Here is an 845-nt window from a genome sequence, read left to right as displayed (position 1 = left end):
GTTGTTAGAGTAACATCCGTAATTTCAATACGTCCACCATTTTCTGTAAGTAATGCGCCTTCATGTCCATTCAAACTTCCTCCTATGACAGCCCCTCCTTTCATTGTGATCTTGGATTCTATACCATCTGCATGGAGTCCAGTACCATTAGATGATGCGACTGTAACATTGTTGTTTAAAGTAATGATGCTGCCATTTTGAGCAGATATTGCTGTATTTTTTGCACGAAATGATCCTCCAGACACTGTTATTGTTGAGTGATCATCTGCAAATATGCCTGTTAGTGCTTGAGTTATGGTTACATTGTTCAAGGTTACTGTGCTGTTTTTAGCACTTATTCCTAAGGATAGTAAAATGTTATCGTTTTCACTCGATATTACCACGTCTTCCAGCTTGTTTTTTTTACTCTTACTGTCAGAAAAGGAAGCGCCAGTGCTAGATAAAATGCCAGATGAGGAGGGCCCCATTCCAGAATATGTAATTGTTCCTTTAGTCATTTGAAGTGTAGCACCGTCTTTGGCTTCAAGGCCTAAGAAAATACCAGAACCAGTTCCTTTAATGGTTGTGCCATCCAGTAACTCAATCGCACTGTCAGCACCTTCTGCTGTTACAGCATAGACGGTTTCGTTTGTGCCCTGGTTTATATCTTTATTCGTAACAATGGTTAAATGTTTTCCAATGATTTTGCCACCGCCTTTTGCGTGAATAGTTTCGTAGGTTTTATCGGATACTTCTTGTTGTTTTCCCTCAGAAACTACGAGGGTTTCAGCATGTGCACTGAACTGGATGTTAAATAGGATAATAGCGGCTACAGCCGTGCATGATAAAAGGGATGTTTTATACAC

Annotated in this window: 1 pseudogene; it reads right to left on the bottom strand. The window is 40.0% G+C overall.

Annotated features, from left to right (window positions below):
• Window positions 1-845: pseudogene (locus tag ACFIO3_RS14335) on the bottom strand (autotransporter outer membrane beta-barrel domain-containing protein); the annotation flags it as partial.

This window comes from Bartonella sp. AD328YNZD (genome assembly GCF_042196425.1).
Note: the sequence above shows the minus strand (reverse complement) of the source record. Positions and strands in the feature narration are given on the sequence as shown.